General features: G+C 42.4%; 8 protein-coding genes and 2 riboswitches. Of the genes, 5 read left to right on the forward strand and 3 right to left on the reverse strand.

Annotation, left to right across the window (positions count from 1 at the left end; genetic code table 11):
• Positions 1-53 precede the first annotated feature (53 nt).
• The 3 genes from mtnA to ACQKMF_RS07255 form a co-directional block, all read right to left on the reverse strand.
• Entirely contained in the window at positions 54-1,100 is a 1,047-nt protein-coding gene (gene mtnA / locus ACQKMF_RS07245) for an S-methyl-5-thioribose-1-phosphate isomerase (RefSeq protein ID WP_402937686.1), read from the reverse strand.
• A 14-nt stretch (positions 1,101-1,114) separates the two neighbouring features.
• Positions 1,115-2,317, reverse strand: a complete 1,203-nt coding sequence (gene mtnK / locus ACQKMF_RS07250) for an S-methyl-5-thioribose kinase (RefSeq protein ID WP_402937683.1) — start codon at positions 2,315-2,317, stop codon at positions 1,115-1,117.
• Between the two features lie 78 nt (positions 2,318-2,395).
• Positions 2,396-2,549, reverse strand: a riboswitch (SAM riboswitch).
• A gap of 71 nt (positions 2,550-2,620) precedes the next feature.
• Positions 2,621-3,403 carry a carbon-nitrogen family hydrolase gene (locus tag ACQKMF_RS07255; RefSeq protein WP_402937680.1) on the reverse strand — a complete coding sequence of 261 codons (783 nt, stop codon included), beginning with the start codon at positions 3,401-3,403 and terminating at the stop codon, positions 2,621-2,623.
• Between the two features lie 100 nt (positions 3,404-3,503).
• Here ACQKMF_RS07255 and ACQKMF_RS07260 point away from each other — a divergent pair, with 100 nt between their 5' ends.
• The 5 genes from ACQKMF_RS07260 (at position 3,504) to ACQKMF_RS07280 (ending at position 8,150) form a co-directional block, all read left to right on the forward strand.
• Positions 3,504-4,676, forward strand: coding sequence for a pyridoxal phosphate-dependent aminotransferase (locus ACQKMF_RS07260; protein WP_427572318.1), 1,173 nt, complete (start codon positions 3,504-3,506; stop codon positions 4,674-4,676).
• Between the two features lie 131 nt (positions 4,677-4,807).
• Positions 4,808-4,961: riboswitch (SAM riboswitch) on the forward strand.
• A 105-nt stretch (positions 4,962-5,066) separates the two neighbouring features.
• Complete coding sequence (mtnW, locus tag ACQKMF_RS07265) at positions 5,067-6,299, forward strand: 2,3-diketo-5-methylthiopentyl-1-phosphate enolase (protein WP_101225240.1); 1,233 nt, start codon at positions 5,067-5,069, stop codon at positions 6,297-6,299.
• 6 nt (positions 6,300-6,305) lie between these two features.
• Positions 6,306-6,959: a 2-hydroxy-3-keto-5-methylthiopentenyl-1-phosphate phosphatase gene (locus ACQKMF_RS07270; RefSeq protein WP_427572321.1), complete on the forward strand. Its 654-nt coding sequence runs from the start codon at positions 6,306-6,308 to the stop codon at positions 6,957-6,959.
• A gap of 3 nt (positions 6,960-6,962) precedes the next feature.
• Positions 6,963-7,592, forward strand: coding sequence for a methylthioribulose 1-phosphate dehydratase (locus ACQKMF_RS07275; protein WP_427572323.1), 630 nt, complete (start codon positions 6,963-6,965; stop codon positions 7,590-7,592).
• Between the two features lie 24 nt (positions 7,593-7,616).
• On the forward strand, positions 7,617-8,150 hold the full coding sequence (locus ACQKMF_RS07280; protein ID WP_402937665.1) for a cupin domain-containing protein: 534 nt from the start codon (positions 7,617-7,619) through the stop codon (positions 8,148-8,150).
• Positions 8,151-8,731: the final 581 nt, after the last annotated feature.

An 8,731-nucleotide genomic window follows, 5' to 3' on the forward strand; every position in this document is an offset into this window, starting at 1 on the left:
CGAGAGGGATAAGTAACCCTTCTCGTTTTTTATCATCAATAAAGCAACCTGGATCATTTAACAAAAAGCGGAATGTTTTTAATGAAATCCGGGGTTATGATGCCATTTTCGGTAATGATGCTTGTAATTAGATGATTCGGTGTAACATCAAAGGCTGGATTGAAAGTTTTCACGTTTTCAGGAGCGATCCTAACACCTTGAATGAAGGTGATTTCCGCTTCATTCCTTTCTTCGATCGGGATGGAAGTGCCGGACTCGAGAGTGAGGTCGAATGTGGTTGATGGAGCGGCCACGTAAAAAGGGATACCAAAGTGCTTGGCTAATATCGCCAATCCCAATGTCCCGATTTTATTGGCTGTATCTCCATTAGCCGCAATTCTGTCGGCACCGACGATGATTCCATTTATTCCTTTCTGATGAATCGTATGGGCAGCCATATTATCAGAAATTAATGTGACATCAACCCCCGCTTGCATCAATTCCCAAGCAGTCAAACGCGCCCCTTGCAGGACAGGCCTGGTTTCACATGCATACACTTTTAGCGGAAAGTCCTTTTCCTTTGCCAGGTGGAAGGGAGCCAAGGCTGTGCCATACCGAGCCGTGGCAATTCCCCCAGCGTTGCAATGCGTTAGAATGGAATCTCCTCTAGTGAATAAGGATAAACCATGTTCCCCGATTTTCCTGCACATTTCTACATCTTCAGCAAAGATGGCTTTAGCCTCCGATACAAGTGCTTCCTTGGCAGTTGAAATGCTTTGCGCAGCTTCCAGAGTATTTTCCATCCTCCTTAACGCCCAAAAAAGGTTGACAGCAGTTGGCCGTGATGATGCGAGTTTTTCAATATGCCTTGATACATTTTTCTTGAATTCGGCTAATTCAGCGGTTGTTTCCTGTTTCGCACCAAGTGCAACACCAAATGCTGCCGTCAGTCCAATTGCTGGGGCACCGCGAACTTTTAATGTCAAAATGCTGTCATACACATCATCAACAGAATGAAGTTCAATGAATTCTGTTATGGAAGGAAGGGCTTGTTGATTTAATAATGTAATATGGGTATCAGCCCATTGTACCGAATAAGGTAATGGTGCATGTGTTGTCATGTGCAGGTCTCCTTTTAAATGGTTGAATAAGATGGCAGTGTACGTTGCTTCAAGGCTTCAATGACAGCTGGAACATCCAATTCTTCCCGTTTTTTAATTAAAAAAGCACCAATTTCCAATGTAGCCGTTTTGGCAGCGATCCTTGTTTCTTTATCTTCAATGACATTTAAATCGGCAACATGGGAAAGTCCGATGGTTCGCCGAATCAGTTCACAGCCGGCAAAGCCGAATGCATCTTTTTTGAATTTTGTCAGTAAATAAGGCAGATAACCTTTCACGTGACGAAATGGGCTTTTATTTTGGACTTCCCATAATTCGGAATAAGTTTCTTCAAAGGCATTCCAAAATTCATTAAGGTGTGTGAAAATCTCTTCCTTTCCAACGCTATTACGTGTGACTGCCTGAAAGAGAAGGTTGGCGGTGTATTGACCAAGGTCAAAACCAACTGGACCATAAAAAGCGAATTCTGGATCAATAACCTTTGTTTCAGTTTCACTTGCAAATATACTTCCAGTATGTAAATCTCCATGAAGCAAGGCTTCCTGCTCGGTTTCAAAGCTTTGTTTCAGCTTAGCGACCTCGAGGATCACTGCTTTATCATTCCATATATTTTTGGCGGCATCAGTCAATTCCACCTCGAAATCTCCCGGGAGTTCCTCAAAAAATGGATCTGTGAAAATGAAGACCTCAGTGATTTTGCAGAGTTCGGGATTCGTGAAATGTCGGGCAACTTCCTTTTTGGCAGAGGGTTCTAAATGATAATCGGATGTATAAAATGCCGTTTTCGCAACATATTCACCAATATGCTGTGAAAGCAATGGATATGAATCGCCTTCGATCAATCCTGTTCTAACGATTTTCAAGTGCGATAAATCCTCCATGACCGTGATGGCAAGCTTTTCATCAGAATAATAGACTTGCGGTACGAATTCTGGGCAATAACTTCTGAAATGAATCAGCGCATTCGCTTCAATTGCAGCTCTTTTCAATGTCAGCGGCCAACCTTCGCCAAGTACCTTGGCATAAGGAACCGCTTGTTTAATGATAATTCCTTTATTTGTGACTGTGTCTGTAATATGAAAAACATAATTTAAGTTTCCATCGCCGATTTCTTTACATGTTAAACTTGCATCCGCATTGACCAACCCAAGTTTTTTTGCAAGGGTTATAGCTGTTTCGTTTGTCAATCTCTTAAAATTTGAATGGTTTTGAGTCATTCTTTTCCCCTCCGGATTCAAAATAAGAATAAAAAAGCCTCTTTCATATAGAAAGAGGCAGAAGTTTTGGCTTCGGACCTCTTATCTTCCAGAATATGAATTCTGGTGGAATTAGCACCGTGCTCTGTGGATTTTATAATCCGGCGGTGAATCCGCCCCATTTCACAATGGTATTACAGTCGGTTGCTGGGCTTCATAGGGCCTTTATCCCTCAGCCTGCTCTTGATAAGAGTAAATGTTTTCTGAAATTTTAATCTTCGGGAAAATAATATCAACTTTTTAAATAGTTTGTCAATGGGTAATTTAATAAAAATCAGGACGGCGATCTTCGAATACAGGTATTTTGTTACGTGCTTCCGTAACTTTATTGAAGTCCAAGGTGCCTGTCAGGAGTTCGTTTCCTTCTCCGGCTTCACTTATGATATTTCCCCAAGGATCAATAATCAACGAATGACCGGCAAATATATTATTGACGTCAGAGCCTGAGCGATTAACGGCTACTACATAGGCTTGGTTCTCGATGGCACGGCTAATCAATAAGGCTCTCCAGTGATCGAGTCTCGGCTTTGGCCATTCAGCCGTAACGAATAGAACTTCGGCGCCTTTAGCGGTATGGGCTCGCTGCCATTCAGGGAAACGGATGTCATAACAAATGAAACCAGCACATATTTTTTCATCAAGAGTAAATAAACCATCCTTTTCTCCTGGCTTCAGGAAATGATGTTCATCCATTAACTGAAATAAGTGAAGCTTATCATATTCTTTTATGAGATTTCCCTGTTTATCGATGATGATCATGGTGTTATAGATTCCCTTGCCCGTTTTTTTCGCAATGGAACCGCCTACGATGTGAATCTCGTGTTTCCTTGCCTGTGTTTTAAGAAATTCAATCGTTTTTTCCGCCTCTTGATCAGCAATCTCATTTAACCTGCTTAAGTCGTATCCGGTTGTCCAAAGCTCTGGTAAAATGACGATATCGGGTTCTGACCGTGCTGCTTTTTCAAACCATTGTTCCGCAACCTGAAAATTGATATCCGGTTGCCCGAATGCTATATCCATTTGAATACAAGCTATTTTCCACTTCATCGTTTAAAACCCCCCACATGTAAAAAATGCTTTACAAGACTATGATAAACATATATTATTTGTGTCTAGAATTTCAAGAAATTTCAGAGAAGGTGTATAAATGGTGCAATTCGAAAAATCCAGACAGCTTCAGGACCTACCCAAGCAATTTTTTGCCTCACTAGTAGCAAAAGTCAATGCCATTACGGAGCAAGGACATGATGTCATTAATTTAGGCCAGGGAAACCCTGATCAGCCGACACCAGACCATATCGTGAAAAGCTTGCAGTCTGCTGCTGAAAAAACGGTTAATCATAAATATTCGCCATTCCGGGGGCATCAATATTTAAAAGATGCTGCTGCCGTCTTTTATGAACGTGAATTCGGTGTCAAGCTGGATCCGAAAAGTGAAGTGGCGATTCTCTTCGGGGGAAAGGCAGGCCTTGTCGAACTGCCGCAGTGTTTATTGAATCCGGGTGATACGATCCTTGTTCCGGATCCCGGCTATCCGGATTATCTTTCCGGTGTTGTTTTAGCCCAGGCAAAGACCGAATTCATGCCCTTGACAGAAGAAAATGATTTTCTTCCAAAATACAGTGACATACATAAACAAGTACTTGATAAAGCCAAAATGATGTTCTTGAACTATCCGAACAATCCCACAGGTGCTTCTGCAACTGAAAGTTTCTTTGATGAGACCGTCTCTACTGCAAAAGAGCATTCAATTTGTGTGGTCCACGACTTCGCTTATGGGGCGATAGGATTCGACGGAAAAAAACCGATAAGCTTTCTCCAGTCAGAGGGAGCGAAGGAAATAGGAATAGAAATATACACACTATCGAAAACATACAATATGGCAGGGTGGAGAGTCGGCTTCGCAGTGGGGAATAAGAGTGTCATAGAAGCTCTTGAACTATTACAAGACCATCTTTATGTGAGTCTGTTCCCGGCGATACAAGAAGCTGCTGCAAGCGCTTTGCTTGACTCGCAGAGCTGTGTAGAGCAGTTAGTGCAGATGTACGAGGGACGAAGGAATGTTTTCATTGAGGGATTGAGGGCAATCGGCTGGGATGTCAAAGCTCCTGCGGCATCATTTTTTGCCTGGCTCAAGGTACCTAAAGGTTTTACGTCCGAGAGTTTTGCAGACTATTTATTAACGCATGCCCACGTTGCTGTTGCCGCAGGGAATGGATTTGGTGAATTTGGCGAAGGTTATGTCAGGGTAGGGCTGCTGACTTCGGAAGAACGGCTGAAAGAGGCTGTGGAACGGATAAGTAAATTAAAATTATTTTAACCACAATGATATATCCGATTAATTCACCCTTAAATAGTTAAAACTTATTGACAAAGTAGGGATTACCTGTCAGAATACAAAATAAATTCTTAATCTTTCGATACTTGGATGCAAATTTATATATCAGCGTTTTCTTATTTTGAGCAGGTGGAGGGACTAGCCCTATGAAGCCCAGCAACCGACCGTAATTCCATTGTAAAATGGGGCGGAATTCTTCGCCGGATTTTTCTTGAAATCCACAAGGCACGGTGCTAATTCTTGCAGCCAATGGCTGGGAGATAAGAAGATGGCTTATTAAAGCCTCTTCTTTATGAAGGGGCTTTTGCCATTTTGAGACCATTTCAGGTTAATGACATCGAGAGTTTACTAACGTGATATAGGAGTGATCAAATGAGCGAGATAGTCGCTACTTATTTAATTCATGATTCTAAGGGGAATCATGAGAAAAAAGCAGAGAGCATTGCCTTAGGTTTGACTGTCGGGACATGGACGGACCTGCCCCATTTAGTCCAGAAACAACTGGAAAAACATAAGGGACGCGTCGTATCGGTGACACCACTTTCCGAAGAAGAGAGGGCAAACAGCTACTTTAATCGTAAAGTATACCGTTCGCTTATTAAAATTGCCTATCCGGCAAGGAATTTCTCCAATGATTTACCTGCAATCCTAACGACGGTCTTCGGCAAACTTTCATTGGACGGGGAAATAAAACTTATCGACTTGGATTTTGTCGGTGATATCCAAAAAGCCTTTCCCGGGCCGCAATTTGGCATTGAAGGCATTAGGAAAAAGATTGGCGTATTTAACCGGCCCCTGGTGATGAGCATCTTTAAAGGTGTATTAGGAAGAGACCTAACATTCCATAATGAGCAACTGAGGCAACAAGCATTAGGAGGTGTCGACCTAGTTAAAGATGATGAGATCCTCTTTGACCAGGAACTGACTCCATTTTTCGATAGAATAAAAACGGGAAAACGAATATTGAATGATGTCTATGAAACCACTGGCCACCGAACTTTATATGCAGTCAATCTATCAGGGAAAACATTTGAATTATTGGATAAGGCAGAGCAAGCGGCTGATGCAGGGGCAGATGCCTTGTTGTTCAACGTTCATACATATGGTTTGGATGTATTGCAGGCCTTGAGTGAACATGATCGTATCAAGCTGCCGATCATGGCGCACCCCGCATATAGCGGGGCATTGTCAGCTTCATCATTTTATGGGGTCGGCTATCCATTATTGCTTGGTAAATTAGTAAGGTTATCAGGTGCGGATTTATCCTTGTTCCCGTCCCCTTATGGAAGTGTCGCACTTGAAAAAAAGGAGACCTTGGCGATTGCTGAAGCTCTGACAAAAGATGAACTTTCATGGAAAAAAGCCTTCCCTGTTCCCTCTGCTGGCATTCATCCGGGCATGGTTCCGGATCTAATCAAGGATTTTGGAATCGATAGTGTGATTAATGCCGGAGGTGGAATTCACGGGCATCCTGATGGAGCAGATGGCGGGGCAAAGGCTTTCCGATCCGCTGTGGAAGCCGTACTGGCAGGAAAGGAACTATCTGAAGCGGCTGCTGAGGATGAAACACTAAAAAAAGCTCTTGTGTTATGGGGAGGCCTATAAGAAATAATGAAACCGATCATCTTTTGTGATTTTGACGGAACGATCACCAACTCGGATAATATCATTTCCATCATGAAGAAATTTGCGCCTCCGGAATGGGAAGCGTTGAAAGACGGTGTCCTTCAGCAAAAAATCAGTATATCTTCGGGAGTAGGGGATATGTTTTCCCTGCTTGATAGCGGCTTGAAGGATGACATCATCCAATATGTAAGAAAGACGGCCGGCATTCGTCCAGGGTTTTATGAATTCGTTGAGTATACGAAACAAGCCAACATCCCTTTATATATTGTAAGCGGGGGCATGGATTTTTTCATTGCACCGCTTTTGAATGATATCTTGCCAACAGAGTCCGTTTATTGCAACCGTGCATTTTTTGATAAGGAAAAGATTTATATTGAGTGGCCGCATTCCTGTGATGATCAATGTAATAATGGATGCGGTTGCTGCAAGCCATCCATTATGAGGGAAATTGCGGGTGCGGAAGATTTTAAATTCGTTATTGGAGATTCCGTAACGGATTTTGAAGCTGCAAAACAGGCGGATTTTGTCATAGCCCGTGACATACTGCTTGAAAAATGCGATAGCGAAGGGATTCCACATCAAGGTTTTGAAACGTTTTTTGATGTAATTGATATTATTAAGCAGCAGATGGGTGGGTAAAGCGTGAATAATCATACTAAAGAATGGCAGGAGCTGGCAGATGTTAAAGCTGAACTGGCCGAAAGGGATTGGTTTATGGGAACTAGCGGGAACTTGTCCATTCGGGAACCCAAAAGCCCTTTCTTTTATATTACGGCAAGCGGTAAGGATAAAAGGAAGCAATCGGATTCGGACTTTTTACTGGTGGATTTAAAAGGAAAGCCAGTTGAAGAAACGAACCTAAGACCATCGGCCGAAACTTTACTTCATACAGTCATTTACCGGAAAACGAATGCGAACTGTGTACTCCATGTCCATACAGTTGAAAATAATGTGATATCCGAATTGTACGGGGATGAGGGCCAAGTTTCTTTTCGTAATCATGAAATCATTAAAGCGACCGGTCGGTGGGATGAAGATTCGGAACTTCGGATTCCAATCATATATAATCATGCTGACATTCCGCTGTTATCCGATAAGTTCGAGCCACATGTCGAAGAAGACTCTGGCGCCGTGCTGATCCGCAATCATGGTATTACGGTTTGGGGTAAAAGCGGACTCGAAGCAAAGAGAATACTTGAAGCTTGCGAATTTTTATTTCAATATCAACTGTTGCTTAATCAACAAAAGGCATTTGCAGTTTCTTTAAGGTAAACACTAATGAAGGAGGAATGAATGATGGCGACGATAAGATTCCAGGAAACAAACGAGGTTATTGAAAACGGTGAACAGGTAAAAGGATTTTTAGAAACACAAGGGGTTATTTATGAGCAATGGGACATTTCTAAATTACCGGCCCATCTCGTGGAAAAATACGATCTAACAGATGCTGAAAAGGAGGAAATCCTTGTAGCATTCCAATCAGAGATAGCGGAAATCTCCGAAAGAAGAGGCTATAAAGCGCATGATATCATCACATTATCCGATGCGAATCCGAACTTGGATCAAATGCTTGAAAACTTTAAGCAGGAACATCACCATGAAGATGATGAAGTGCGTTTCATAGCAGGCGGTACGAGTATCTTTGCGATTGAAGGCAAAGATAAACAGTGGTTTGACGTGCGCCTTAATCCAGGTGATCTTATTAGTGTACCAGAATCAACAAGACATTATTTCACGCTTGCAGAAGATAGGAAAACTGTTGCTGTCCGCATTTTCGTTACAGCGGCAGGATGGGTGCCGATTTACGAAAAAGACGAAGTTCAAGCATGAATCAATGTTAAAAAACCAGCTTCCGGGCTGGTTTTTATTTGTAGAAAAAAGGGAAGTCGGAATGGTCTCACCTAACCTTGATTTTATAAAAAAACATGATTAATCCCTTTGTGTTTTTTCTATTTTATAGGAAAGAAATCTCGCAAGATTGAAGAAATTTGCGACACTCCTGCCGAATAACTGGCTAGCCGAGACCCCACAGACGCTTGCGTCGAGGAGGCTCGGGAGACAGTCGGCGGAAAGGGAGCGGATTTCTGAAATCGACTGGACGTTTTTAAATAAAAAACTGCAGTCGAACTCGCTTTTCTTCGAATTTATCTTCAGTCTGAAACAAGCCATCCGGCTTGTTTCATTTTGCAGTCAAAAAGGGTTCGGAATGGTCTCATTTCGAACCATGATTTTAAAACAAGACCAGATTATCCTTAATGGTTTTTTCCTGTAATTCCCATTGGATTGAAGAAATTTGCGACACTCCTGCCGAATAGCTGGCTAGCCGAGACCCCACAGACGCTTGCGTCGAGGAGGCTCGGGAGACAGTCGGCGGAAAGGGAGCGGATTTCTGAAATCGACTGGACGTTTTT

It is taken from the genome of Peribacillus sp. NPDC101480, assembly GCF_050277335.1.
Taxonomy (GTDB): domain Bacteria; phylum Bacillota; class Bacilli; order Bacillales; family DSM-1321; genus Peribacillus.